Below are 25,692 nucleotides of genomic sequence, written 5' to 3' on the forward strand. Positions count from 1 at the left end.
GGACGCGCTGATATTTTGACAAGAGCGTTCTAAAGTCGATACCACGTGCAGGGAACGCTCGGCATTTTAGAGCTGCCCATGGTCTGGTCGGAAAGCGCCAAGGATCATGTGCAAGGGGGGGATACACGGGATCATGAATTTGCAGAGCATGACCGGTTTTGCGCGTGCTGGCGCCGAGCACGACGGCACGTCGATCACCTGGGAAGTCAAATCCGTCAACGGCAAGAGCGTCGAGGTCAGGCTGCGGCTGCCGCAGGGCTTCGAGCGACTGGAGCCGGCCGTCAGGCAGACGATACAGAAGCGCTTTGCACGCGGCAATTTCCAAGCGACGCTGACCATCGGCCGCGCTGCCGGCCAGCAGGTGCAGCCGATTGTCAATGAAGCCTTCCTGAAAGACCTGGCGGGGCTGGCCACGCGGCTGCAGGAGCAGTTCGGCGTGGCCCCCGCGACGGCCGATGGGCTGCTTTCGCTGCGCGGCGTGCTCGACATCCCCGAAACCACCGAGACCGAAGAAGCACGAGCCGCGCTCGACGCCGCGATAGGGTCGGCGCTGGAGGTTGCGCTGAGCGGGCTGGAGCAAGCGCGCCAAAGCGAGGGCGCCGCACTCCGTTCATTGCTGTCCGGCCATATCGACGCGATCGAGGCGCTGACGCTCAGAGCCGAGGCCGACCCGTCGCGCGAGCCGGCGGCGATCCGCGAAAGGATTGCCGAGCAGGTGCGATTGCTGCTGGACGCCTCCGCCAATCTCGACGCCAGCCGGTTGCATATGGAAGCGGCGTTCCTGGCCACCAAGGCCGACATCCGCGAGGAGATCGACCGGTTGAAGACGCATGTGGCGTCGGGCCGGGTGCTTCTGGCCGGCGGCGGCGCTATTGGCCGCAAGCTCGATTTTCTGGCGCAGGAATTCAATCGCGAATCGAATACGCTGTGCTCGAAGTCGAATGCCGCCGCGGTGACCGCCATCGGGCTGGAACTGAAGGCGGTCGTCGACCAGTTTCGTGAACAGGTTCAGAATCTGGAGTAACCCGTGGTTACCAAGGAGCCCTTGATTGCCATGACTGCAAAGGATTTGGGTTCGCGCATCCGCCGCCGCGGGCTGATGCTGGTGCTGTCGTCGCCATCCGGCGCCGGCAAGTCGACGATCGCGCGCAATCTGCTGGAAAGCGATGGCAGTCTCGAACTGTCGGTCTCCGTCACCACGCGGCCGCGTCGAGGCAGCGAGATCGAGGGCGTCCATTACCACTTCCGCACCATGCGCGAGTTCGAGCGGCTGCGCGATTCCGACGCGCTGCTCGAATGGGCCGAAGTGCATGGCAATTGCTATGCGACGCCGCGCGAGCCGGCGGAACTGGCGCTGGCGCAAGGGCGCGACATGCTGTTCGACATCGACTGGCAGGGTGCCCAGCAGCTCAAGGAGAAGATGCGCGCCGACATCGTCTCGATCTTCATCCTGCCGCCGTCGATGAAAGAGTTGAAGGCGCGGCTGAAGCGCCGCGCCGAGGACCAGGAGCAGGTGATCGAGACACGGCTGAAGAACGCGCGCAATGAGATCGAGCACTGGAAGGAATATGATTTCGTCATCGTCAACGACGATCTCGACCGTGCCTTCGCCGAGGTTCGCGGCATCGTGACCGCCGAGCGGCTGAGGCGCGACCGCCGGCCCGGCCTGTTCGATTTTGTCTCAGGGCTGTTGGACGAGAAGACGGATTGAGACAACTGCCGCTTACCCTTGCGGCCCACGAAGCGTTCTTTGGCCAACAGCCAGGCGATATGGCTCCGTGAGCGACTGTTACTGGCTGGCGATATGAGCTTCGCCAACGGCGCCTCCTCGCCGGCAAAGCTGTCGACCATCGCATTCAGCACGCTTTCGCGATCGAGCATATCGGCATTGAACGAGAACCCTGCGTTCTCCATCAACATTGCCAGGAAGGTAAGCTGCGTGCAGCCGTTACCTTCACGGAACGGGTGCACGGCATTGATCTGGGCCAAAACATGCGCCGCCCCAACAGCGAAATCATCGACGCCGAGCCCGCAAAAGTGATCGGCATCGGCTAGCTCGCCAAAAATCCTACGCATCTCCTGTTCGATATACTCAGGATAGCAGAACCAGTTGCCACCCTTGCCGATGCGAATGGTGCGAACCTCTCCTGCCCATTCATAGATGTCCTGGAACAGGTGTTGGTGGACTGCCTTGTAGTGCTTGTAACTCAGACTGCCGGCAGGAACTCGTTCGTCGGCCCTGGTCAAGAAGAGCGCCAATTCGAACTCGTCGAGTTCGGCCTGATCCTCGATATTTAGTCTGTTGCGGAGAACGGTCGTGCCTGGATAGCACAGCGGATCATCTTCAGCGGCATAGACCAATTGCCGATCCTATTTCTTGCGGTATGCCTGTTCTTTGATGAGTGTCCTGCGCTCATCGCCACTCAAGCCACGCTCGCGGCTTTCTTTCAGAATGGCGCCCATGCGTTGCGATAGTTTCAGGCCCTCGACCGCGCTGATTTTCTCGCCCCTGCCACTGGTCAGGACGAACAGGCCGTCTTTTATCGAACGGACGGTTGAGGAACTCTTTTTCATGTGGCGATAGTATCACGCTTGGCGATTCACCGGCAACTCACACCGCGTTGGTCAGCCGCACGAATTCCTCGACGCTCAAGGTTTCGGCCCTCCGTGTCGGATCGATGCCGGCGCGAGTGAGCAGCGCTTCGCCGCCGAGGCTTTTCACGCTCTGCCGCAGCATCTTTCTGCGCTGGCCGAAGGCTGCTTCGGTGACGCGGCCGAGTTTTTTCACTTCAGCAGGAAGGGGGCTGGCGCGCGGCACAAGATGCACCACCGAGGATGTCACTTTGGGCGGTGGCGTGAACGCCTGTGCCGGCACGTCGAAGGCGATTTTTGCCTCTGTCCGCCAGCCGGCCAGCACGCCGAGCCGGCCATAGGCATCGCTGCCGGGGCGGGCGACGATGCGCTCGGCCACCTCGCGCTGGAACATCAGCGTCATCGACGTATAGAAGGGCGGCCACTCGGTGACCGTCAGCCAGCGGATCAAGAGTTCGGTGCCGATATTATAGGGCAGGTTGGCGACGATCTTAACGGGACCGCCGCTCGCCGCGCCGGCAAGGGAGGCGAAATCCGTCTTCAGCGCATCGCCGGCAATGACCTCGAGCCGACCGGGATAATGGTTGGAGACTTCGGCCAGCGCTTCCAGGCACCGCTCGTCGCGCTCGATGGCGATCACCCGTCGTGCGCCGCTGAAGAGCAGCGCCCTGGTCAGCCCGCCGGGGCCAGGGCCGACCTCGATCACGGTTGCGTCGGCAAGATCGCCGGCGGCGCGCGCGATCTTGCCGGTCAGGTTGAGGTCGAGCAGGAAATTCTGACCGAGCGACTTCTTCGCCTGCAGCCCGTGGCTCTCGATCACCGCGCGCAGCGGCGGCAGCCCGTCCATGCTCACGCGAGGACGCTCATGCGGCCGAGGCCTTCGTTTCGCTATCGGCCAGCCAGCGGGCGAGCTTCAGCGCCGCAATCAGGCTATCGGCCCGGGCCAGGCCCTTGCCGGCGATGTCGAAGGCGGTGCCGTGGTCCGGCGACGTGCGGATGAAAGGCAGGCCGAGCGTCACGTTGACCGCCTCGTCGAAAGCCAGTGCCTTGGCGGGGATCAGCGCCTGGTCGTGATACATGCAGATTGCCACGTCGTAGCCGGCCCTTGCACGGGCATGGAACATCGTATCGGCCGGTAGGGGCCCGAATGCGTCGATGCCTTCCGCCCTCAGCCTCTCAATTGCCGGGCGGATGATATGCTCGTCCTCCGTACCCATCGCCCCGCCTTCGCCGGCATGCGGATTGAGGCCGGCAATGGCCAGCCGCGGCCTGGCAATGCCGAAGCGATGTTCGAGGTCGGCGGCGGTGATGCGGGCGGTCGCGACGATCAGGTCGCTCGTCAGCGCCTTCGGCACCTCGGACAGTGCGATGTGGATGGTGACCGGGACGGTGCGCAACTCGGGGCCGGCAAGCAGCATCACCGGCATCGTGTCCGCACCGGTATGGAGCGATGCCAGATGCGCCAGATATTCGGTATGGCCGGGAAAGCGGAAGCCGGCGTCGTAGAGCGGCTTCTTGGCGATCGGGCACGTCACCACCGCGGCGGCGCGGCCGCCAAGGCAGTCGGCGACGGCGCGGTCGATGGCCTCGACGATGCCGGCGGCGTTGGCCGGATCCGGCCGGCCGGGACTATCGATGGAGCGGGCGGCAAGCGGCACGACCGGCAGCGCGTGGACAAAGACTTCTGGCGCTTTGGCCGGCGTGGTTTCCGCCATCGCCACGCTGGCGCCGAGCCGACGCGCCCTTGCATCAATCAGCGCCGGATCGGCGAGGAGATAAAAAGGCGGCACGCTGACGCTGTCACGCGCCTGCCAGGCGGCGATGGCGATTTCCGGCCCCACGCCGGACGGATCGCCGACGCTCAACGCGAGCGGAAGCTTTTCGTCCGGCACGGCTATGTCGACTTCAGCGCTCGACGATGCGGGCTTTCTTCCGCAACTCCTCGACATACTTCGTGGAGAGTTCGTCGGCGTTCTTGTCGTTCTCGCCTTCGCTCTGGAACACCATCTGGGCGGCCTTGTCGTCCGACACTTCGCGCGACGAGCAGATGCCGATGAACTCGACGCCGCGGTCCGTCTCGCGCGTTGCGGTGGCGCCGCCAACCTTGGTGGCCTTGATCTGCTCGGCCCAATCCGGCGGCAATTGCGGCGCCAGCACCCGGCCGAGGTCGCGGACGGTGACGTCGATCAGGCCCTTGGCGAATTCGCGCGTGGTGTTGCAGCCATTGAAACGCGCACGCATGGCGTCGGCCTCGCGCTTGCGCTTGGCCAGCGTCGCGCTGCGCTCGGCCGCCGGCACCACGAAGATGACCTGCTGCAGCATGTATTCCATGGCCGAGGGCTTGGCCCCGCCCTTGTCGAGCATGCGCCTGACTGCGTCCTGCTCGCTCACGGAACCGCCTTCGCCGGAGCGGTAGCGCGCGCTCAGTGCCTGGTTCCAGGCCATCTGGGCGCGGATGAATTCCTTGAAATGCTCCTTGCTGACGCCGGACTGCGCCATGACGCCATCGAGCTGCTTGAGCTGCATCTTGTTGGTCGTGGCAAAGCGCTGGTAGGCGGCATTGACCTGGGCGTCGCTGATGCGGATGCCGAGCCGCTTGGCTTCTGCGACGCGCAGCGTCTGATTGATCATTTCGTCGGATGCGCTGCCCTTCTTGCGCTGCAGTTTCAGGAACGCGGCCCGGTGCGCGATGTCGCCGGTGGTGATCGGTATGTTGTTGACGACATATTTGATCTCGCTGGCAAAAGCCGGCGATGCCGTTGCGGTGATCGAGACAGAGGCCGCCGCCACCAGCAGCGCCAACCCTGCCGAAAAGAGGTAATTCCTCATCGAAAGCATCCCAATTTTATCCCGGCTTGGCTCATTCTATTCTAATCGAGGGAGCCTAAAGCCGTGCCTCCTCTATGCGGCGAAACGATGTCGTCGGCGCATGAACCCGAAATCGGAAATCGATTCCGGCAAGGATCCTACGCCAAATCAAGGTTCTATAGCGAAAGGACGCGCTGTCCGTCCAGTCGCTGCTACTGGCCAGTCCTGCTACTGAATGGTGTCGATGGAGCTTTGTGACGAGCCGAAATCGCCGAGCGTGCGGAACGACAGGTTGAAGCCGATGTTCTGCGACACTTCCTTGGTCTCCAGATCGCGGGATTCCGAGAACGTCATCAAATAGGTGAAGCAGGAATCACTATAGGCAAAGCCGACCCCGTCCTTGACCAGGACACTCTGCTCAAGGTCGTAGGTGCCGGTGCCGAAGACGCGCCAGTTCTCGGCGAGATGTGTCGACGCGCCGAGCGTGATTTCGTGGCGATCGGTTTCGAAGCCATACAGCGGCTGCGCCTGAATGAAGGCATATTTGGCGCTGAGCGAAATCGGCAGGCCGGAATAGGCGGCCTTCACCTCCGCGCGGCGGATCTCGAAGGTCTGCTCGTCCAAACGGCCGCTGATCGAGCCGGAGAAGCCGCTGGGGCTGTTGAATCCGACGAGGCCGACATAGTCGGAGGTCGAGGTCTCAAGGCCGGAATAGGCGCCGGCATTGACCAGATCCGGCGCGGCGAAGGAGTTCTGCCCACCAAGCTGGTAGGATTGGCCGAACAGCGCGTTGGTGCTCCAGCCATTGTCGTAGGCGCCGGAGTAGCGCAGGCCGACATTGGCGCGGCTGCCGCCTTCCATGCGGTCGTAGCCGGAGAACTTGTCGCGTTCGAACAATGTCGTGGCGTCGAAGACGAAACTCTGGGCGTCTTCATTAGGGACCGCGAGGCCGCCGACATATTGCTCGTTCGGACGCATGAAGACTTGCGCCATCGGCTCGAGGATGTGGCTCGAACTTGGCATCGAGAACAGCACCGGCCAGCGCATTTCAAGTCCGGCGGTCGCCATGTAGCGGGCGAGCGAGGAACTCAAATCGTCGCTGACGCCAAGATTCGTCGCCATCTGGTTGACCGCGGCGAGCGATCCCGAGGAGGCATTGAGATAGCTGGCATCGCCGCGCAGCGCCAGAAGCGGCGTCAACTGCAGCCCGCCATCGGTGGTGAAGGTGCGCTTCCATTCGGCCTCGGCGGTGAGGCGGCCGGATTGCCCCTCGATGCCGCGGACATTGTTGATGGAGGTGGGTATCGCCGAGTCGGCCAGGGCCACGTCCAGCCTGTCGCGGCTGATGGCCCGTGCATTGACATTGAACGACAATTGTCCGCCGGCCACGGCCATGTCGGGAATGTAGGCGTAATCGAGCGAGGGCAGCACCCAGGGCTGCTTGGCGGCGCGGGCGGTTGGGTCGCTGGCGAGCGTGGTTTCCTGGACCTCGAAGCGCATGGCGCGCACATCGAAATAGTTGCGGCCGTCGAGGCCGGTCAGATAGATCGAGGACTGGTGGGCGTAGTCGTTGAAGTCCTCGATGGCATAGGTGCGCGAGAAGTTCTTGTCGGTCTGCAACAGGACGTCCCAGCCGAAGTCCCAGCGCGAATTGATGGCGAATTGGCCCTTGGTCCCCATCATGCCGCGGAACTTGTTGGGGTCGCCGGCAGCGCCCGAATCGACATTGTGCCCATGGCTGTCGATGAATTCGTCGGGATCCTGCTGGTGGATGCCGGCGATCTTCAGGCTGTACTGGCCATTGTCGAAGCGCTGGCGCCACTCGGCTTCGCCAAGGAAGCCCTGCTTGGTGTAGCCGGTGCCGGTGACGGTGAGGTCGTAGGTCGGCGAGAGCGCGAAATAATAGGGGACCCTGATACCGACGCCGAGGTCGCTCTTGTAAGCGATGCCGGGGATCAGGAAGCCGCTCTTGCGCTTGACGGTCGGGTCGGCGATCTCGAAGGCCGGCAGATAGGCCAGCGGAAAGCCGAAGAACTCGAAATTCGAATTCTCGAAGCGAACCGTCTTCCTCTCGCCGTTCCAGATGATCTTCCTGGCCTTGATGCGCCAGGTCGGCGCCTTGTCGGGCTTGTCCTCGCACGGCTCGCAGGCCGTGTAGACGCCATTGTGAAACGTCGTCAGCACGCCGCCCATGCGTTCGGCGCTCTCGGCGGCGAAATACGCCTTGTCGACGGTCTCGACACGCAGCGCATTGACGAAACCATCGGCAAAATCGTCGGTTATGTCGACATGCTGCGAATAGATCTTGGTGCCGTCGCTGTTGACGACCGCGACATTGCCGCTGGCGACCAGGCGCTTGGTGTTGCGGTCGTATTCGACCCGCTGGGCGACGAGGCGATTGCCGCCATAGTCGATCTGGACGCCGCCAACGGCCGTTACCGTGCTGTTGTCATTGTCATAGACCAGTGTATCGGCAGCCAGCAGCATTTGCGAGCCGGCCGGAACGTTCGCGGCCATGTCGCCGATTTCCTGGGCGGAAACCGGGGCATTGACGGGGACGCAGGCGAACAGGCACGCCAAGGCGCTCGCCCCATAGAGGCGTGCCAGACCGGCCTGCCTATGGCTGGGCAAAACCGCTTCCCTCACTAGCCGTCTTCCTTGTACAGCAGGAACGTCACCCCGAAGAACATAGCCACGACAACCGGAACCCATGCAGCCACGGCCGTGGGTACGAATCCCGCTACGCCGAATGCCTTGACCAGCACCGATACGACATAAAGCAGAAACCCGGCCATGACGCCACCCAGAATCATCGTCGCCGATTGCCCCATCCTCGCAAATCGCATTGAAACTGTTGCCGCAATCAGCGTCATGGCGACAAGCAGGAACGGCAGTGCCACCAGCGAATCGAACTGCATGGCAAAGGCATTTGCCTTGAGGCCGAAGGAGCGGGCAACTTCGATCTTGCCGGGCAGATCATAGAAAGGGATGGTTTCGGGGCGCGCCAGCCGCTCTTGCACGAATTCGGGCTTGAGATTGGTCGCGACCCGGTCGCTCGCCAGCGATTCAATGTTGCCGTCGCGAAACACCTTGACGTCCTGTAACTCCCAGTAGCCATCCCGCAAAAAGGCGTGCGCCGCGTCCTTGCGTTCGACGATATCGCCCTGCGGGCTGAGGACGAAGAAGACGGCGTCGGCCATCTCCAGGCCCTGGTTGAGGATCGAGCGCGCACCGATGATTGTGTCGCCCGCGCTGGTTTTCTGCCGGATCCATGGCGCGGCGTCGGTCGACACGGCGTTTGACTTGCCGGAACGGAGCTGAGCCTCGATTTGCTCGGACCACGAAAAGGCATGCGCGGCGATCGGGTTGATGATGCCGACCGACAGCACGCCGAACAGCAGCGCCCCGATGCAGCACGGCAGCAGGAACTGCCATGCGGAAACGCCGGCGGAACGCGCGATGACCAGCTCATACTTGCGATTGAGCGAGACCAGCGTCGCCATCGCCGAGAACAGGCCGACGAACGGCACCGTCTGCAGCATGATCATCGGCATCCTCAGGCCTGAAATGGCAAGGGCCGTCCCGTAGGTGAAGCCCGGCAGGCCGGTCGCGCGGCCGGAAAGCTCGGTGAAATCGATCAGGAACACCAGCGCCAGCAGGCCGATGAAAAACCAGACGGTAATCGTCACGTAGCGGAAGAAGAAGTAGCGACCCAGAGTCCAGCCCATCAGCGGGTCTCCTGGCCGGAAGTGCCGCGCCTGGCAAAGCGGAGCTTGACAGCGTTCCAGCCGTCAGTGAGGCGGCTGGCGAAATTCGTCATCCAGTCGGCCCAGGCGACAGGCAGTTCCATGGTCCGGTTGGAGACGATGAACCATATTGCGACCGCGGATGACACGATCGGAACGCCGTAGACCATATAGGCGTATTGCGGAACCTTATCGGCCTTTCCCGCGGCAAAGAAACCAAGCCAACGCACGAAGAGCGCAATCGCGATGGCCGTGATCAGAGGATGGACGCGCGCCTCGCGATGCGAGCGCGCATCTCCCGCGACGGCAAGCGCGATCAGCGCGAAAACGAGCGAATAGGACCACTCGGAAAAGCGCTGATTGAGCTCGGCCAGATACCTGTTCGGCCTTTGCTGGTACATCTTGTCGTTGGGGCTCGGGTTGAGCAGGTACTGCGTCGTCCGATCCTTCGGCAAAAGCAGTATGCCCGAGGAAGCCGACATGAAGGCGGACAGATCGAAGGCATAGGAGGTGAAGCGGATGACCGACAGGTCGCCGGTCAGCGTTTCGCGATGGATGACGCCGTCATTCATCATCAGCACCTTCTCGTCGCCGCGTTCGACGATGCTGCCGGTCTTGGCGTAGTAGATGAGGTTGACGCCTTCCTCGCGTGAATCCGCCACAAAGATGCCGCCGAGCCGGTTGTCCGGAAGCCGCTCGCCGATCTGCAGGAACAAGCCATCGTCTATCTTGCGGAAGGTGCCTTCCTGGATGATCAGCGACAACAGATCGGCGCGCGACGACGCCACCAGCTCGCGGTTTTTCTGGCGGGCATAGGGATCGACACCATTGTCGACGGCGAACGAAAAGACGCTGGCTGCCAGCGCCAGAAGCATGATCGGCCTGACGACCGTCCAGCGCGAGGCGCCGGCGGCGTTGATCACCGCCAGCTCCGAATCGGTGTTCATGACGCTGAGCGTCTGGGCGACCGCCACCACCAGGGCGAACGGCACGACGATCGGAACGATCGATGGGATGATCAGCGCCGCGACCTCGAAAAAGGTCAGCGCCGACTGGCCGCTGTCGGTGACGAGGTCGATGCGGGCGAGCACCTGCGTCGTCCACACGATTGCCAGCGTCCAGATGAGCGCCGCGAGGAAGACCGCCAACGCGCGACGCATGATGTAGCGTTCAACGACCTTCATGAAGGCTTTTCTCGATTTTGCCGAACGGCATCATGCCCCCCGGACAAGGTAGTCGCCCGGCGGCGCCCGCACAACTGGCTCCATTGGACGGTTCCCTCAAGCGGTTCGATCCGGTTCCCGTCCCACGCCCGTTCAGCGGATCGCAGTGTCGGCGGCAATGGATAAGAAAAGGCCAACATCGATGGTTAACAAGAGGTTGCGGCAGAAAAGCGGGGCCGGGCCGCGACGAATCGCCCATCGATTCCATGTGCCATATGGGGTGTGATTCCGGCAAAGTCTTGCCAAATGAGGAAAAACGACCAAATGTCGCGCCGACCACGGTTGCGGCCGCCGTGACTGTGACAGGTGCAGGTATGGACGTCAGGGAATTGCGCGGTCAAACCGGGGAGGTATCGACCTCGCACGGTGTGATCGTGATCGGCGCCGGCGCTGCCGGGCTGGCGGCCGCCCATGCGCTGATCGAGGCCGGCATCCCGACGGTTATACTCGAAAAGGAAAGCCGGCTCGCCGAACCGTGGCATCGGCGGCACGAACGTTTGCACCTCAATTCGCATCGCGATCTCTCGACGCTGCCCGGCGTCGGCTATCCCGCCGGCACCCCCGCTTTTCCCCACAAAACCGCTGTCATCCGCCATCTGAACGATTTCAGCCGGACGCACAGCCTGCCGGTAGAGTTCGACGCGGCCGTGGAGGAGATCGCGTTCAAAGGCGATCATTGGGTTGTACGGACCAACATCGGCCTCCGGTTGGCGCGCCATGTCGTCATCGCCACCGGGCGCGACCGGCAGCCTTTCATTCCTGCATGGAAGGGGGCAGGCGACTTTGCCGGCCGGATCGTCCATTCGGCGGATTTTGGCAGGGCCGAGGACTATGTTGGAGAAAAAGTGCTGGTCGTCGGCGCCGGCAATTCGGGCTTCGACGTGCTCAATCATCTGGCGGATATAGAGACCAGCAATATCTGGCTGTCGGCTCGCAACGGTCCCTCGATCCTGCCCAAGCGTATCGGCAAGATTGCCGTCCACAGGCTTTCGCCGTTCATGGCGCGCCTGCCGCTGCGGGTCGCCGATACGGCGATGGCCGTGACACAGCGCCTGGTTTTCGGCGACCTGACGAAATTCGGCATGCCGAAAGCGCCCTCGGGAGGCGCCAGCCGCCTGACTGCCGACTACACCGCAATCGCAACCGACGACGGCGCGGTCCGCGCCATCAAGGCTGGCAAGATCGTCGTGATGCCGACAGTGCGCGAATTCACCCGCGACGGCGTGATCCTGGGCGATGGCAGGCTGATCGCCCCCGATATCGTCATAGCGGCGACGGGCTACCGCACCGGCCTCGAACGCATAGTCGGCAAGCTCGGTGTGCTGGACGGCAACGGCGTGCCGCTTTTCAATGGCGGCGAGACCGACCCGAAACTGCCCGGCCTGTGGTTTACCGGCATGCGGCCAAGTATTCGCGGCTGTTTCGCCAATGCCCGTATCCAAGCCAAGGCGATCGCGCGGCAGATCGTCGGCCGCGGCTGGTGATTTGCAGCGCGCCGCGATCGTCACCCGTGGAAGCTCGGAACTGTCATCTCGAAACTGTCATGAGGGATAGCAGGGCAAAAACCGGCAAAAAGGCGAACAAAATCAAGGATCGAAAAAGAGGGTGGTTTTTTTGGTCGGAAAACGGGCAAATGTCGTGCATCTTCAACGCGCTCCCCTGAAAACCCAACGCACTTCGCCGAAAGCAGGACATGATGACTTCCAGACCTTCGATCGCCTTCGCCAAATTCGCAGCGCCCAAAAAGGGCAGCGTCTTCGTGCTGGTGGCCGACGACAGCAGCCTCGGCGAGGCGGCAAAGGCCTGCGATCCGGCAAGAACCTTGGAGCGGGCGTTTCCGGTGGCCGACTTTTCCGGCAAATTCGCCAGCCTGGTTGAAGTGCTGGCGCCGGAGGGGACGTCGCTCGACCGGCTGGTGGCGCTCGGCGCCGGCAAGGTGTCAGGGCTCGACGACCATGGCTGGCTGAAGCTTGGCGGCACCATCGCTACGTCCCTGCGCAAGGCGACCGAGGTAGCCGTCGTGCTCGATCTACCGGGTGCAGCCGCCGGCGGCAGGCAGGCGGCGCAACTTGCTGCTGGTATCCTGCTGCGCAGCTATGCCTTCGACAAGTACAAGACGAAAAAGGACAATGGCGACGGCCAGCATGACGGCAAGAAGGCCGAGCCCAAAAAGCCGGTCAAGGTGACCATCCACACCACCGATCCGGCGGCGGCGAAAAAGGCCTTTGCCGACGAGGTGGCGGTGATCGACGGCGTGCTCCTGGCGCGCGATCTGGTAAACGAACCGGCCAACATCCTTGGCCCGGTGGAATTCGCCGCCCGCGCCAGCGAACTGGAAGCGCTCGGCGTCAAAGTCGAGATCCTGGCCGAGAAGGAGATGAAGAAGCTCGGCATGGGCTCGTTGCTCGGCGTCGCGCAAGGCTCGCCGCGCGGCGCCCGCATGGCCGTCATGCAGTGGAACGGCGGCAAGGCCAAGGACAGTCCGGTCGCTTTCGTCGGCAAGGGCGTCACCTTCGATACCGGCGGGAATTCGATGAAGCCGGCCTCCGGCATGGAGGACATGAAGGGCGACATGGGCGGTGCGGCCGCAGTGACCGGGCTCATGCATGCGCTGGCCTCACGCAAGGCCAAGGCCAATGTCGTCGGCGTCATCGGACTGGTCGAAAATGCCGTCGATGGCCATGCCCAACGCCCGGGCGACATCGTCACCTCGATGTCCGGCCAGACCATCGAGGTGCTGAATACCGATGCCGAAGGCCGCCTCGTCCTGGCCGATGCGCTTTGGTACTGCAACGACCGTTTCCAGCCGAAATTCATGGTCAATCTCGCGACGCTGACCGGCGCCATCATGGTCGCGCTCGGCCAGCACTATGCCGGCCTGTTCTCCAACAATGACGAACTGGCGGACAGGTTGACCAGCGCCGGGCAGTCGACGCAGGAACGGCTGTGGCGCATGCCGCTCGGCGCCGAATACGACAAGCTGATCGATTCCAAGAACGCCGACATGAAGAACATCGGCGGCCGCTACGGCGGCGCCATCATCGCGGCGCAATTCCTGCAGCGCTTCGTCAAGGACACGCCTTGGGCGCATCTCGACATCGCCGGCACCGCGATGGGCGCGCCTTCCAGCGAGATCAACCAGTCATGGGGCTCCGGCTTCGGCGTCAGGCTGCTCGACCGGCTGGTGCGCGACAACTACGAGGGGTGAGGTCTCTGAAGGCGCAACCATGGCCGAAGTCCTGTTCTATCACCTGACCGAATCGACGCTGGAGGATGCGCTGCCCGGCCTGCTTGAGCGCAGCGTCGATCGCGGTTGGCGTGCCGTGGTGCAGACCGGCACCGAGGAGCGGCGCGACGCGCTGGATCAGCATCTGTGGACGTTCCGGGACGATTCGTTCCTGGCCCATGCGACCGACCGCGAAGCCTATCCCGCCGAGCAGCCGATCCTTCTGACCACCGGTCAGGAAAATCCGAACGAGGCGCAGATTCGCTTCCTCGTCGATGGCGCGCCACCGCCCGAACTTGCCGGCTATGAACGCGCCGTGTTCCTGTTCGACGGTCACGACACGACACAGGTCGAGGCTGCGCGCACCCATTGGAAGACGATGAAGGACGCAGGCCACACAGTGACCTACTGGCAGCAGACGCAGGACCGGCGCTGGGAACGCAAGGCGTGAGGTGCGCCGCCGCTCCCGCTCCTATCTCATGGAATGAACAATGCGCTTTCTGTTTCTCCTGATCCTGCTCGCCGGCATTGCCATCGGCATCGCCTATCCCTGGGCGATGAGCAATTTTTCCGGCCATGAGATCGGCACCTGGCGGGTTTATGAGCAGGGCCGGTTCAAGCCGGTGACGGTGCCGCTTGCCGAAAGCGACGCGCCGGTCAGAGTGCTGGTCGACCTCACCGCCAGGGCCGAGCGCATCGTCGCCTCGCAACAGCGCACCCTGCTGACATTGACCGCCGCCACCGGCGGCCGGACCGTGCTCGCCTCGACGCTTGCCTTCAACCATTCCGAAAACCCGCGCCAGCCCAGCCCGCAATCGCCGGACAAGATCTTTCGCGATGAAGCGGGCGTGATCCAGACGGTCAGTCCCGGTCCTTATACCTTCACGGCCGGTCCCGGCGACGCCGAGGACATCCCCATGCGGGCGGTGGACCTCGTGCTGCGCGCCGGCGCCGGCGAGATCGACAGCCGCGCGCAGCCGGTCGGCTTCTCCTTGATGGCGGTCGGCCTGATCGGGCTGGTACTGGCGTTTCGCTTCGGCGGCGGCCGGCCGCAAAACCCGAACTCGCAGCCGCCGCCACGCTGGGGCCGCAACGGCTCATCGAGTTAGTTGATGGCATGAATTACCGCCACGCCTATCACGCCGGAAACTTTGCCGATGTCGTCAAGCATGTCGTGCTGAGCCGCCTCGTCGAGTATCTGAAGCAGAAGGACAAGGCATTCCGCGTCATCGACACCCATGCCGGCATCGGCCACTACGATCTGTCTTCGACCGAAGCCCAAAAGACCGGCGAGTGGCAGGGCGGCATCGGCCGGCTGATCGATGCCCCACTCAGCGCCATGACTGCGGCGCTGCTGGCTCCTTATCTCGATGTGGTCCGCTCGCTCAATCCGGAGGGCGGACCGGATGGCGGGTTGAAAAAATATCCGGGCTCGCCGCTCATCGCCAGGCAGCTCTTGCGCAGGCAGGACCGGCTGTCCGCGGTCGAGCTGCACCAGGACGATGCCGCGAAGCTGAAGGTGCTGTTTGCCGGCGACTTCCAGACGCGGGTGATCGAGCTCGACGGCTGGCTGGCGCTCGGCGCGCATCTGCCGCCCAAGGAGAAGCGTGGCCTCGTGCTCATCGATCCGCCCTTCGAGGAGCAGGGCGAGTTCGGCCGGCTCGTCGACGGGCTGCAAAAGGCGCACAGGCGCTGGCCAGGCGGCATTTATGCGCTGTGGTACCCGGTGAAGGACCGCAAGGCGGTGATCGCCTTCAGGAAGGCGCTCAAGCAATCGGGTATCCCGAAGCTGCTCGACATAGACTTCGAGATCAAACCCCCGTCGGCCGAACCCGGCCTCGACGGCAGCGGCATGGTGGTGGTCAACCCGCCATTCACGCTGGAAGGCGAATTGCGCATTGTGCTGCCAGCCCTGCACCGGCTGCTGGTCGTCGAAAAGCCGGCGGACTGGAGGATGGAGTGGCTGGCGGGGGAGTAAATGCCAGCAACCCTTTGTTCATCGACGCCACCGAGATGACTGTGCAACCGCTTGACCGCCGCCGGGCGAATCCGCACAGTGCGCTGAGTCGACCATAAGAGGCTGCCATGACTCGCTTCGCCAGATCCGCCCTTGCCGCACTGATTGCCCTTTGCACACCGCTCGGCACGTCGCTTGGCGTCACACAGGCCGTGCACGCGGCCGACCTTGGCGTCTATTCCGACGACGGCAGCGTCTGCGGCGAGGATTGGGTGCTGAAAAAGATCACCAACCGCTTCAGCTATCAGGTGCATCACGTGCCGCATCTTCCGGATGTCGAAATCGTCGATTTCCAGCGCATTCACCAGCATCGTTATCTGCCGGCCGATGAAACCTGGCCGATCGGCCGCCGCTATTGCGGCGCCACCGTCAGCCTGTCCGACGGCCGCGCCCGCACCATCTGGTATCTGATCGAGGAAGGGCAGGGCTTTGCCTCGATCGGCGACAATGTCGAATTCTGCGTCTCGGGCTTCGACCGCTGGATGGTCTATAACGGCCGCTGTCGCGTCCTGCGCTGATCCCGGCATTCCTCTTCTAATTCTTCTTTAGCCTGCGGCGACATCGCCGCAGGCTTTCTTTCGGTGCGTTGACAGCCGGCGCGATTCGCCGCATAGGTGTGAGACAGACCTGTCTCATCACCGAGTGAAGGCCATGATATCATCGCCCACGCCTGGCAAACGCCAGCATGTCGTCGACACCGCCTATGCGCTGTTCAAGCGTGACGGCTTCCACGCCACCGGCATCGACCGGATCATCGCCGAGGCCGACATAGCCAAGATGACGATGTATCGCCATTTCCCGAGCAAGGACGAACTGATCGTCGAGGTGCTGGAGCATCGCGCCAGGCGTTTCGAGCGCCAGCTCGACCGCCTCGCGCAAGAGGTCGCCACGCCCGAGCAGAAGATTGGAAAAATCTTCGATTGGCACGAGCGCTGGTTCCGCAGCGCCGATTTCCACGGCTGTCTGTTCGCGCATGCGCTGGCCGAATTCGGCGATCCCGGCCATCCGGTGTTCAAGGCTGTCGCCAGGCAGAAGAACGGCTTCAAGCAGCGCATGCAGTCGATCCTCGAGAAGGCGATGGCGCCCAAGCAGGCCGAGAGCGCTGCTGCGGCGCTGTTGATGCTGATCGAGGGCGCGACGCTGATGGCGCAGATGGGGCAGCCCGCCATCGACGACGCCCGCAAGGCGGCCGCCGCCGTCATCGCCAGCGCGCGCACACCGCAATGAGCACGACGGTCATTGCGCTTGCGCTGTTCGCGGCCGTCCTCCATGCGAGCTGGAACGCCTTCCTGCGGACAGGGGCCGACAGGCTGTGGACGGTCACCGTCATGAGTTTTTCCAGCACGCTGGTTGCCATTCCCTTCGCGCTTCTCCATGCACTCCCGGTGGCAGCGGCCTGGCCCTATGTCGTGCTCTCGGCCGGCTTGCAGGTCGGCTACAGCGTCTTCCTGGTTGCCGCCTACCGATATGGCGAACTGGGGCAGGTCTATCCGATCGTGCGCGGCAGCGTGCCGCTGTTGGTCACGCTCGGCGGGTATTATCTGGCCGGCCAGCAACTCAGCGTGCCGGAGATCCTCGGCGTTGCACTGGTTGCCGGCGGCATCATGGCGCTTTCACTGGGTAAGGGAAGGGCGTCGACGATATCGATCCTCTATGCGCTGGCGGCGGGCGCGATCATCGCCGCCTATGTGACGGTCGACGCCATCGGCGTTCGTGTTTCGCAAGACAGTGGCGCCTATACGGCATGGGTGCTGGTGCTCTACGGCGCCCTGCTGCCGGCGACCTTCGTCGCCTTGCGCGGCAGGATTGCCGTCGATTTCGGAGCGCCGGAAACCTGGAAGGCGCTGGGCGGCGGACTGTTGGCGTTGCTCGCCTATGGCGTCGTGGTCGCCGCCTTCGCGCTCGGACCGGCTGGCCCGATCACCGCGGTCCGGGAAACCAGCGTCGTCTTCGCCGCGTTCATCGGCAGGCTATTCCTCGGCGAGGCGCTGACGCCAAGGCGCGTCGGTGCCTGCGCTGTCGTCGCGCTCGGCGCCATCTGCCTCGGCTACCAGGCGTGAAGACCAGAAATGGATACTGAACTGCCGAAACCGAACCCGTGGATCGGTCGGGCCGCTGGTTCGCCAGGCTTTGTCAGCGATTTGCGCCAGACAGGTAAACGCAGATCAGTTCGACGAGCTGCTTCTGCAAATCGGCGGCATCCAGCATGCCCCGGCGCGCTGCATTGTGGATCACGCCCTCGACCGCCGATGACAATACTCGTGCCACGGTCTCGTTGTCTTTCCTGCGCCTGCGATACTGCGCCACGGCGGCAGTGTAGTGTTCGAGATAGCGTGACTGGAATGCGGCATGGGCGGCCCGTGAACCACGGTCGCCCGGCGCCTCGTCGAGCAGCACCTGGTGCAGCGTCGGGTGGATGCTGTGCGCCGCGATCATGCCGCGCACCAGCTCGCGCGCAAATTGCCTGAGCGGCTTTTCGTCCGCCGCCGCTTCACTGATGACCGACAGCACATGATCGAAATGGCGGCGCCGGATGGCCTCGACCAGGGCGAGCTTGTCGGGGAAATATTGATAGAGCGAGCCGATGCTGACTCCGGCCGCCTCGGCCACCTTGTTTGTGGTGAAGCCTACCCACCCAAGCTCGCTCAGAATATGAGCACCGGCTTCGATGATTGCTTCGACGGTCGCGATCGAGCGCGCCTGACGTGGCTGCTTGCGCATGCGCGGACGCGATTTTGCAATGCGAGTAGACACGTTTGCTTGTCCCCAAGAAATGCAGATATGAAAATATAAACGACATACTCACATTTTCCGGACCGGAAGGAAACGAATCATGAGGGCCTTGCTCTTGCTTCGCGGCCTTTTTTGCGTATCAGGCCTGGGCCAGCGACGAACTGCTGGAGAAAATCGCGAGCCTGGATCAGCATGTGCACTATGAGGAACGCCACGTCGCGATACGGCTGATCAATCATTGCCATGTGGTGGCGCGGATATTTTCGGCGCACCTCGTCGGCGGGAGCCACAGCTATGACGCTGACACCACGGTGGACACGCCGGCGCTCGGCGAATTGCGCCTGACGGTCGCGGCGTCGGATCGCTGGTACCGCGACTATCTCGAAATCGTCTCACCGGAACAGCTATCGGAACTCGTGCCTTTCGTGTTCACCGATGGTGACAAGGGGTCGATGTCACGCCAGAAAATGTTGATGCATGTTGCTCTCCACGCTGGCTATCATCGTGGCGAGATCGGCCGCATCCTGGTGCGGCTTTCCATCACGCCGCCATGGGACACCTTCGCCGTCCACCTCCATCAGGCCGAGCCTTCACGCCGGCTGCAGGTCGAACCGCTTGGAGCGGCGTGCATCCATTTGGACGCGCAAACTGCGCTATAACGGTTTGAATATGCTTATTATTTTCATAGGCTGAGATCAGTAGGGCAAAAAATGGATTCCGACTTTCGGGCTGATGCACCGGCGCTCGACCGACTGAGGATTGCCAATTTTTCACACCACCAACTCGATTGCCGAAAGCAAGATCCTGATCTCGAAAAATATGAGCTTAAAGCTCACTTTCATCGCGCAAGGTAATGCGGCGGCACTCGTCGTGTTGCTTTCGTCCACACCTGTAGTTCGTCGTGTTGGTCAAGACGAAGCGAGCTGCGTTGCAGCTCTTCATGGTCGTCGCGATCAGCAGCCCTTGCTTGCGGTGAAGGCCGTTCGAAAAAGTTCCTTCGCTTGTCGAGAAGGCCGACAAAGATAGAGCGCATGGAATTTCCATCGCAGAACTTCACCACGCAAGTCGAAGATCCCACGTGGATTTCTGCGACGATCTGCATGGTCGTGCGCGTGACGTAACCAAAATTTAAGCTGCAAAAATCATTGTAATGCTTCGCTGGCTAGAAGCACGCGAGTCAGATATGCATGACAAGCCGGGTCACTAATGGCCATCGGCACAACGCAAGGGGCATCGCATGGCTAAGACGTCATCCAAAGCGCCGGCATCCAAGGCACCGGCAAAGAAAGCATCAGTAAAGGCAGTGGCGGCGAAAGCAGCAACTGCGGTTAAGAAGGCAGCACCTGCTGCCAAGCCTAAGGCAAAAGCTGCGCCGGCCAAGAAGCCGGCCGCAAAGGCCGCGGCAAAACCGGCAGTGAAGAAAGCAGCTCCGGCCAAGGCCAAGGCTGCACCGGCAAAGAAGGCTGCACCGGCGAAGAAGGCCGCACCGGCAAAGAAAGCGGCGCCGGCTAAGAAGCCCGCTGCAAAGGCAGCGGCGAAGCCCGCCGCGAAGAAGGCAGCGCCCGCCAAGGCCAAGGCCCCGGCGAAGGCCGCCGCGGCGAAGTCTTCGGCAGCAGTGAAGAAAGCTGCGCCTGCCAAGGCCAAGGCGAAGAAGTAGTCGCGTTTCTTCGCGCGCCGGTGCCGGAACATATGAGGGCGGATACCGTCAAGGTGCCGCGCTCTTTGTTTCGGTATTGATGCGCTCGAAAAGAGGGGCGGAGGTATCTTTCGCAGCTCCCAGGACTTCGCCATGCGGCGAAGTCCGGTGGGGCTTTTTTATTGCGTCTCGACGCGGATCGCGCTCACGATTGATGTCGCCTCTGGCAGCCGATTTTTACGCTGCTGGCCGTTGCCTCGTCAAAGGCGATCGGTAAAACGCACTGTCCGCAAACAGGAAACCGATCATGCCAAAGCTGCTTTATGCGTCCACGTCCCCCTATAGCTCCAAGGTGCGCATGGCGGCGCTTTATGCAGGCATCGCCATCGATCTCGTGCCGGTCAAGACCGAGGACAAGCCGGCCGAACTGACCGGCGCCAATCCGCTTGGCAAGATCCCGGTGCTGGTGCTGGACGACGGCCGCTCGATCCACGACAGCCGCGCCATTACCCAGCACCTCAACCGGGTGTCGAAGAACGCGCTGTTGCCGCGCAATCCCGACAAGCGTCTCGATGCTGAAGTGCTCGAGGCGCTAGCCGACGGCATCTGCGACTGCGCGCTGTCGATGGTCTATGAGCGGCGCACCCGCCCTGAGGACATGGTCTATCAGCCCTGGCTCGACCGCCAGTGGGCAAAGATCACCGCGGCGCTCGATCTGCTCAACGCCAATCCACCGAAGCTGCCGAAGAAGATCACCACCGGCCAGATAGCGCTGCGCGCCTGCCTCGGTTATCTCTCGCTGCGCTTTGCCGGAAAATGGGAGAAGGGCCGCAGCCGGCTGATCCGCTGGGCGGCTCGTTTTGATGAGAAGTTTCCGGAGTTGAAGCCGGCGATTCCGGGCTGAGCACATCCTGCGACCGGTTTGTTGCCGTCTCGCACAAAGTTCTCGAAACCGGCAAGCTCTTGGGCTACAACGGTTTCCAGCAACGCCTGTGTGAACCCTGCAATGACCAAGACTGATGACGACAGCCCGAATGGCGGACGCAGCGCGCTGTTTGCGCCGCCTGGCGATGCGTCGGGGGCGGAACCGGTTTCGCGTCCGCGCAAGGCGCTGCTGTCCTCCTCCATGGTCGGCTCGACCAATCGCGGCCGCGTGCTGCAGGCGCTGTTCGATCTCGGCCCCACCAGCCGCGCCGAGCTGGCGCGGCTTGCGGGCGTCAATCGCACCACCATTTCCGGCATAGTGCAGCCGCTGATCGACGATCAGGTGTTGATCGAGAGCGACCCGATCCCCGCCAATCCTGGCGGCGGCAAGCCGGCGCGGCCGCTATGGTTCTCGCCCAATGCCCGTCCGATCTGCGGCGTGCTTTTGATGCCGGACGCGGTCCATGCCTGCGTGGCGACGCTCGACGGCAAGATCGAAGCGGAGCGCAAGATGGCGTTGCCGGACGGCACGGGACCGGTCGGGCCGATCATCGAGACCATCGCCGAATGCGTCGGCGACACGCTCGCCAAGGCGCGGCGCACACCTTTCGGCATCGGTGTCGGCGTCGGCGGCATGGTCGACACCGATCGCGGCTCGATCGTCACCGTCAACCTGGCGCCAGCGCTCGACCGCTATCCGCTCGCCGACGAACTCGGCCGCCGTTTCGGCCTGCCGGTCAAGCTCGACCACCATCCGCGCGCCTTGCTGGTCGGCGACCGCTGGTTCGGCGCCGGACGCGGCGTCAGGCAGTTCGCCGTCGTCTATACCGGTGAAGTGCTCGGCGGCGCGTTCTTTTTCGACGGTCATCTCTATCGCGGCACCGCCGGGGCAGGGGGCGAACTCGGCCACACTTTCGTACAACTAGATGGCGAGCTTTGCCGCTGCGGCCGGCGCGGCTGCTGGGACACCATCGCCACGGTGAGCTGGCTGCGGCGCGAGGCCAGCCGAGCGGCTCTGCCCGAGCCCGAGCTGATCGATTCGGCTCGCCTCGTCGACATGGCGCAGCGCCAGTTGCCGGGGGCGGCCGAGCTGCTCGACCGCTACGCTCGCAACGTCGCCGTCGGCATCGCCAATCTGCAGCAGACTGTGGCGCCCAACATCTTCATCCTGCATGGCGATGTCGTGCTCGGCGGCGACGGCCTGCTCGGCGCGATCGCCGACCACGTCCGCGCCATGGTGCCGGCCCGGCCCGGCGGTGCGATCGAGTTCATCGCCGGCGATGCCGGTGACGGTGCTGCCCTGCTCGGCGCGGCAGGACTGGTGATCTCGGAGCTGCTGCAGCTGCCGATTTAGAGGGATCGGCCCTTGGGGATTGGCGAAAGCGGCCGAATGCGTAATCTCCCCCTTGCGGGGGAGATGGCCGGCAGGCCAGAGGGGGTGGTCTCGCATAGATTCGTCGCGGAAGGCGCCGGCGCTCCACGCGCGGCGACCCCCTCTGTCGCCTTTGGCGACATCTCCCCCTCAAGGGGGGAGATCACCGCCCCGCCAGCTTCAAGTAACTCCCGAACCACGGCTGCATGCGCTCGAACCGCGCCGCCATCGCCAGCACGCTCGCGTCGGCATGCCGCCGCCCGATGATCTGCAAGCCGACGGGCAGGCCCTGCGCCGTCAACCCGGCCGGCACCGAGATCGCGGGATGGCCGGTGTAGTTGATCGGATAGGTCATGCACCATCCGATCAGCGGATCGACCGCCTCGCCATTGATCGACGTCGGTCCGATCGTGTTGCCGTCGGTCGCATTTTTGACCGGTGGAATGGCCAGCGTCGGCGAGACGATCAGGTCATGGGTATCGAACAGATCCTGAAGACCGTCAAAGACGCCGGTGCGCAGCAGGTCGTCGAGTGCGTGCTCGACCGCCGACACTTTGTAGGCGCCCTCCAGCATGGCGAGGAACTGCGGCGTCAGCACCGCCGCGTGCTCGCCCATCAGGTCGATGCCTTCCTGTTTCCAGTATACGGCGATGGCCGCGTAGTGGATCGAGATCGTGCGCACCCACAGCGCCGCCAATTCCTTGTGGTCTGCCTTGAAATCGGCTTCGACCTCATCGACCTCGACGCCGTTCCGGCGCATGGCATCGACCGCGTCGGCAACAACCGCGGCGACATCGGGGTGGACCGGGAAGTTGCCGAGGCGCGGGCTGTAGGCGATCCGCAGCTTTCGCGCCTGCCCGCCGACCGCACCGACATAGTCGACGCCATCGTCCGGCAGGCTGAGCGGGTCGCGACTGTGCGGTCCGGCCATCACCTTGGTCATCAGCGCCGCGTCGGCAACGGTTCGGGCCAGCGGTCCGATATGGACCAGCGGATGCCCCCACAGGAAGCCGTCCGGACGCGTCACCGAGGGGACGCGGCCGAAGGAAGGCTTGAAGCCGACAGTGCCGCTGAACGAGGCCGGGATGCGCACCGAACCGCCGCCATCCGTGCCTTGCGCCAGCGCCGCCATGCCGTCTGCCACTGCGGCAGCGCTCCCGCCCGACGAGCCGCCGGAATTGTAGCCGATCGCAAAAGGCGTGCTGGTCGGCCCGAAGCGCAGATTGTCGGTGATGCCCTTGTGGCCGAACTCCGGCGTGTTGGTCTTGCCGAGCACGATCGCGCCGGCATCGAGCAGGCGCTCGACCGCCGTCGCGCTGTCTTTCGGCACTCGGTTGTGCACCGCCCGCGATCCCATCGAGGTCGGCACGCCGGCGACGTCGTCGAGATCCTTGATGCCGACCGGCACGCCGTGCAGCGGCCCGAGCGGAACGCCTGCCATGACAGCCTTTTCGGCGACGCGGGCGGCATCCATCGCTTCGTCGCCGAGCACCAGCGTATAGGCGTTGACGACCGGATTGCGCGCCTCGATACGGCGCAGATATGCCTCCGTCACCTCGACCGGCGACAGGTCGCGGCGCCGGATGCGCTCGGCCAGTTCGGTGGCCGGCAGGAAACAGAGCTGGTCGTCTGCAGAAGTCATGGAAGTCATTCCGTCTTGTTGGGTTCTATTTGATGAACACTGGGTTTGCCGAGCCGCCCGTGCCCTTGCTGACCTTGGCCGGGCTCGCGCAGTAGAAACCCTCGTAGCGGCGATCCTCGGCGCAGTCGGCGGCCAGCGCGTCCAGCGACGCCATTTCGGTGAAGACGATGCCGAGATTGCGCATCAGTGCTGCGTGCAACACCAGCATCAGGCCCGTTTTCGGCTCGTAGGTGGTCTCGTTGGCCAGCGTGTCGGTGACCAGGCAGGGGATCTGCATTTCGTCGAACCAGCGCACCAGCTCGAGGCTGAAGGTCAGGCCCGGTTCCCAGTAATCCTCGCCAACGCTCCCCGCCGCCAGCGCGCCGACCCAGCCGGTGCGGACGAGCAGGATGCTGCGCGGCAGGATGTCGACGCCTTGCGCCCGCGCGCATTCCATCAGGTCGTGATGCGTAAAGGTCTCGGCGCGCTCCAGCGCCGGCTTGCCGCGAAAGCGGGCGATGTCGAGCAGCACGCCGCGGCCGACGATGCCGCGCTCGGCGATCGGCATGATGCCGGCCCTGGTCATGCCGCCATTGGTGCTGCTGGCTGGGAATCCGTTCCACAGCTTGTCGTCGAACCACATGTGGCCGAGCGCGTCGCAATGCGTGCCGGCCTGGGCGAAGCCGGTGACATAGTCGTCGGCGAATTCGAGACCGCCGGCGAGCGGCTGCCAATGGCCATTCACGAAGCCGGCCTTGTCGGCAACCATGAAATGCTTGGCCGGCCAGCGGCCGGGAAACACCGGGTCGCCCTCCTGCGTGGCGATCGGCACGCCGAGGGTGAAGGTGCGGCCGTCGCGCGCCGCCGAGAGCCCGCGCTTGACCTCGTCCGACGTCAGATAGTTGAGCGCGCCGATCTCGTCGTCGGCGCCCCAGTGGCCCCAGCGGTTGGGCGCATCGGCCAGCAGCCGGTTGAGCGTCATGGCGTCGGCTGCCCTCATGCGCCGGCCTCCAGCGGGGCGACGCGGGCCGGCATCGCTTCCTTGGCGCCGGTGATGTAGGCGACGACCTCTTCCATGTTGGTGGCGGCGCTCGGAAGATCGGCGGCCTTGCGGCCCCGGCGCATCACCACAACGCGGTTGCAGACCTGCCAGAGGTGATCGAGATTGTGGGTGACCATGACGATGGTCAGCCCCTTGGCGCCGAGCCTCCTGATGAGGTCGAGCACCTCGCGCGATTCGCGCACGCCAAGTGCCGCGGTCGGCTCGTCGAGCAACAGCAGCTTATGTCCCCAGAAGGCGCCGCGCGCGATCGCCACCAACTGGCGCTGGCCACCCGACATGCGCTCGACCGTCTTTGAGCGCACGCCGGGGATGTCGATGTGCAATTCATCGAGACCCTTGATCGCGGTGTCGCCCATCGATTTCAGGCGGATCCAGCGCAGCAGGGCAGGGCCGCGGCCGAGCGCGAGCTCGCGCCCGAGAAAGAAATTCTCGGCCGCGGTGAAGGTGCCGATCAGCGACAGATCCTGATAGACCGTCTCGATGCCGAGCCGCTGCGCCTCGGCGGGCGGCGACAGTCTTCGCGGCTGGCCTTCGAGAACCACTTCGCCGGACGTCGGATCATGCGCGCCGGCCAGGATCTTGATCAGCGTCGACTTGCCGGCGCCATTGTCGCCGACCAGGCCGACGATGTCGCCCTTGGCAATATCCAAGGAAACATTGTCGAGCGCCTGGATGCCGCCGAAGCTGCGGCAGATGTGGCGGAGCGAAAGCAGCGTTGATTGTGCCATCTC

Annotated in this window: 26 protein-coding genes and 1 pseudogene; 14 read left to right on the plus strand and 13 right to left on the minus strand. The window is 63.7% G+C overall.

All coding sequences use genetic code 11. The annotated features are described in order from the left end of the window. The first annotated feature begins 133 nt into the window (after positions 1 to 133). On the plus strand, positions 134 to 1,024 hold the full coding sequence (locus tag AC0L2H_RS20950) for a YicC/YloC family endoribonuclease (protein ID WP_473591992.1): 891 nt from the start codon (positions 134 to 136) through the stop codon (positions 1,022 to 1,024). A gap of 30 nt (positions 1,025 to 1,054) precedes the next feature. After that, a complete protein-coding gene (gene gmk / locus AC0L2H_RS20955) occupies positions 1,055 to 1,711 on the plus strand; it encodes a guanylate kinase (RefSeq protein WP_107652080.1) in 657 nt (218 codons plus the stop codon). A 215-nt stretch (positions 1,712 to 1,926) separates the two neighbouring features. Here gmk and AC0L2H_RS20960 read toward each other — a convergent pair. The 8 genes and pseudogenes from AC0L2H_RS20960 to lptF form a co-directional block, all read right to left on the minus strand. Continuing rightward, positions 1,927 to 2,361 (minus strand): annotated as a pseudogene (locus tag AC0L2H_RS20960) (Fic/DOC family protein); the annotation flags it as partial. 9 nt (positions 2,362 to 2,370) lie between these two features. Beyond that, on the minus strand, positions 2,371 to 2,574 hold the full coding sequence (locus AC0L2H_RS20965; RefSeq protein ID WP_473591993.1) for a hypothetical protein: 204 nt from the start codon (positions 2,572 to 2,574) through the stop codon (positions 2,371 to 2,373). Positions 2,575 to 2,611: 37 nt separating this feature from the next. After that, entirely contained in the window at positions 2,612 to 3,445 is an 834-nt protein-coding gene (gene rsmA / locus AC0L2H_RS20970; protein WP_473591994.1) for a 16S rRNA (adenine(1518)-N(6)/adenine(1519)-N(6))-dimethyltransferase RsmA, read from the minus strand. 10 nt (positions 3,446 to 3,455) lie between these two features. Beyond that, positions 3,456 to 4,484, minus strand: coding sequence for a 4-hydroxythreonine-4-phosphate dehydrogenase PdxA (gene pdxA / locus AC0L2H_RS20975; RefSeq protein WP_473591995.1), 1,029 nt, complete (start codon positions 4,482 to 4,484; stop codon positions 3,456 to 3,458). 13 nt (positions 4,485 to 4,497) lie between these two features. Then, positions 4,498 to 5,430: a peptidylprolyl isomerase gene (locus AC0L2H_RS20980; protein WP_473591996.1), complete on the minus strand. Its 933-nt coding sequence runs from the start codon at positions 5,428 to 5,430 to the stop codon at positions 4,498 to 4,500. Between the two features lie 198 nt (positions 5,431 to 5,628). After that, the gene (locus AC0L2H_RS20985; RefSeq protein ID WP_473591997.1) at positions 5,629 to 8,046 is read right to left on the minus strand and encodes an LPS-assembly protein LptD; all 2,418 of its coding nucleotides are present in this window, start codon (positions 8,044 to 8,046) and stop codon (positions 5,629 to 5,631) included. After that, a complete protein-coding gene (lptG, locus tag AC0L2H_RS20990) occupies positions 8,046 to 9,131 on the minus strand; it encodes an LPS export ABC transporter permease LptG (protein ID WP_473592180.1) in 1,086 nt (361 codons plus the stop codon). Before lptG ends, AC0L2H_RS20985 begins: the two co-directional genes overlap by 1 nt. Next, complete coding sequence (lptF, locus tag AC0L2H_RS20995; protein ID WP_473591998.1) at positions 9,128 to 10,330, minus strand: LPS export ABC transporter permease LptF; 1,203 nt, start codon at positions 10,328 to 10,330, stop codon at positions 9,128 to 9,130. Before lptF ends, lptG begins: the two co-directional genes overlap by 4 nt. A 353-nt stretch (positions 10,331 to 10,683) precedes the next feature. On the opposite strand from lptF, the gene AC0L2H_RS21000 reads away from it, so the two are divergent. The 8 genes from AC0L2H_RS21000 to AC0L2H_RS21035 all read left to right on the plus strand — a co-directional run bounded on the left by AC0L2H_RS21000 (position 10,684) and on the right by AC0L2H_RS21035 (position 17,672). Continuing rightward, complete coding sequence (locus tag AC0L2H_RS21000) at positions 10,684 to 11,853, plus strand: flavin-containing monooxygenase (protein ID WP_473591999.1); 1,170 nt, start codon at positions 10,684 to 10,686, stop codon at positions 11,851 to 11,853. Between the two features lie 212 nt (positions 11,854 to 12,065). Further along, positions 12,066 to 13,577, plus strand: coding sequence for a leucyl aminopeptidase (locus AC0L2H_RS21005; RefSeq protein ID WP_473592000.1), 1,512 nt, complete (start codon positions 12,066 to 12,068; stop codon positions 13,575 to 13,577). A gap of 19 nt (positions 13,578 to 13,596) precedes the next feature. Next, positions 13,597 to 14,046 carry a DNA polymerase III subunit chi gene (locus AC0L2H_RS21010; RefSeq protein WP_473592001.1) on the plus strand — a complete coding sequence of 150 codons (450 nt, stop codon included), beginning with the start codon at positions 13,597 to 13,599 and terminating at the stop codon, positions 14,044 to 14,046. Between the two features lie 40 nt (positions 14,047 to 14,086). Next, positions 14,087 to 14,704, plus strand: a complete 618-nt coding sequence (locus tag AC0L2H_RS21015; protein WP_473592002.1) for a hypothetical protein — start codon at positions 14,087 to 14,089, stop codon at positions 14,702 to 14,704. An 8-nt stretch (positions 14,705 to 14,712) separates the two neighbouring features. Next, positions 14,713 to 15,573: a 23S rRNA (adenine(2030)-N(6))-methyltransferase RlmJ gene (locus AC0L2H_RS21020; protein WP_473592003.1), complete on the plus strand. Its 861-nt coding sequence runs from the start codon at positions 14,713 to 14,715 to the stop codon at positions 15,571 to 15,573. Between the two features lie 107 nt (positions 15,574 to 15,680). Beyond that, positions 15,681 to 16,130 (plus strand): hypothetical protein, encoded by a 450-nt coding sequence (locus AC0L2H_RS21025; protein ID WP_097573361.1) that lies wholly within the window; start codon positions 15,681 to 15,683, stop codon positions 16,128 to 16,130. A 133-nt stretch (positions 16,131 to 16,263) separates the two neighbouring features. Further along, positions 16,264 to 16,839: a TetR/AcrR family transcriptional regulator gene (locus AC0L2H_RS21030; RefSeq protein ID WP_473592004.1), complete on the plus strand. Its 576-nt coding sequence runs from the start codon at positions 16,264 to 16,266 to the stop codon at positions 16,837 to 16,839. Beyond that, the gene (locus AC0L2H_RS21035; RefSeq protein ID WP_473592005.1) at positions 16,836 to 17,672 is read left to right on the plus strand and encodes an EamA family transporter; all 837 of its coding nucleotides are present in this window, start codon (positions 16,836 to 16,838) and stop codon (positions 17,670 to 17,672) included. Before AC0L2H_RS21030 ends, AC0L2H_RS21035 begins: the two co-directional genes overlap by 4 nt. A 73-nt stretch (positions 17,673 to 17,745) precedes the next feature. Here the strand turns inward: AC0L2H_RS21035 and AC0L2H_RS21040 are convergent, their stop codons facing one another. After that, positions 17,746 to 18,333, minus strand: a complete 588-nt coding sequence (locus AC0L2H_RS21040; RefSeq protein WP_473592006.1) for a TetR/AcrR family transcriptional regulator — start codon at positions 18,331 to 18,333, stop codon at positions 17,746 to 17,748. 194 nt (positions 18,334 to 18,527) lie between these two features. On the opposite strand from AC0L2H_RS21040, the gene AC0L2H_RS21045 reads away from it, so the two are divergent. Next, the gene (locus AC0L2H_RS21045) at positions 18,528 to 19,004 is read left to right on the plus strand and encodes a DinB family protein (protein WP_473592181.1); all 477 of its coding nucleotides are present in this window, start codon (positions 18,528 to 18,530) and stop codon (positions 19,002 to 19,004) included. Positions 19,005 to 19,104: 100 nt separating this feature from the next. Continuing rightward, positions 19,105 to 19,371 carry a hypothetical protein gene (locus tag AC0L2H_RS21050; protein WP_473592007.1) on the plus strand — a complete coding sequence of 89 codons (267 nt, stop codon included), beginning with the start codon at positions 19,105 to 19,107 and terminating at the stop codon, positions 19,369 to 19,371. A gap of 177 nt (positions 19,372 to 19,548) precedes the next feature. Here the strand turns inward: AC0L2H_RS21050 and AC0L2H_RS21055 are convergent, their stop codons facing one another. Next, entirely contained in the window at positions 19,549 to 20,136 is a 588-nt protein-coding gene (locus AC0L2H_RS21055; RefSeq protein WP_473592008.1) for a hypothetical protein, read from the minus strand. Between the two features lie 152 nt (positions 20,137 to 20,288). On the opposite strand from AC0L2H_RS21055, the gene AC0L2H_RS21060 reads away from it, so the two are divergent. After that, positions 20,289 to 20,885, plus strand: coding sequence for a glutathione S-transferase family protein (locus AC0L2H_RS21060; protein WP_107652093.1), 597 nt, complete (start codon positions 20,289 to 20,291; stop codon positions 20,883 to 20,885). A 102-nt stretch (positions 20,886 to 20,987) separates the two neighbouring features. Beyond that, positions 20,988 to 22,259 (plus strand): ROK family protein, encoded by a 1,272-nt coding sequence (locus AC0L2H_RS21065; RefSeq protein ID WP_473592009.1) that lies wholly within the window; start codon positions 20,988 to 20,990, stop codon positions 22,257 to 22,259. 181 nt (positions 22,260 to 22,440) lie between these two features. Here AC0L2H_RS21065 and AC0L2H_RS21070 read toward each other — a convergent pair whose 3' ends face one another. Genes AC0L2H_RS21070 through AC0L2H_RS21080 form a run of 3 tightly spaced genes read right to left on the minus strand, consistent with a single transcriptional unit; the run spans position 22,441 to position 25,689 of the window. Further along, entirely contained in the window at positions 22,441 to 23,919 is a 1,479-nt protein-coding gene (locus tag AC0L2H_RS21070; RefSeq protein ID WP_473592010.1) for an amidase, read from the minus strand. Between the two features lie 25 nt (positions 23,920 to 23,944). Further along, positions 23,945 to 24,898 carry a cyclase family protein gene (locus AC0L2H_RS21075; RefSeq protein ID WP_473592011.1) on the minus strand — a complete coding sequence of 318 codons (954 nt, stop codon included), beginning with the start codon at positions 24,896 to 24,898 and terminating at the stop codon, positions 23,945 to 23,947. Then, positions 24,895 to 25,689, minus strand: coding sequence for an ATP-binding cassette domain-containing protein (locus AC0L2H_RS21080; protein ID WP_473592012.1), 795 nt, complete (start codon positions 25,687 to 25,689; stop codon positions 24,895 to 24,897). Before AC0L2H_RS21080 ends, AC0L2H_RS21075 begins: the two co-directional genes overlap by 4 nt. Between the last annotated feature and the right edge of the window lie 3 nt (positions 25,690 to 25,692).

It is taken from the genome of Mesorhizobium sp. WSM4871 (assembly GCF_055811295.1).